This is a genomic window from Bacillus sp. AFS041924, assembly GCF_002577195.1.
Lineage (GTDB): Bacteria > Bacillota > Bacilli > Bacillales > Bacillaceae_G > Gottfriedia.
On the sequence record NZ_NULG01000069.1, the window covers coordinates 1 to 205 of the forward strand.

Below are 205 nucleotides of genomic sequence, written 5' to 3' on the forward strand. Positions count from 1 at the left end.
TGGACATACTACACACTCTTTGCGATTTGATTTATATTCTCTATAACCATCTCTTGTCGTTGTACTGTACCTAAGCTCTTGGTTGTTCGGGCAAATAAAAACATCTTTTTGTTCATCGTATTTGAATTTATATTTTGGAAACAAGCCTTTGACAGGACTATACCTACGATGTGCGATGACTCCAAATATTTTTCTCTCAGTTAAT

The 205-nt window shown here is 34.6% G+C and carries 1 pseudogene; it reads right to left on the reverse strand.

The features are described from left to right. Positions 1-205, reverse strand: a pseudogene (locus tag COC46_RS22465) (IS5/IS1182 family transposase); the annotation flags it as partial.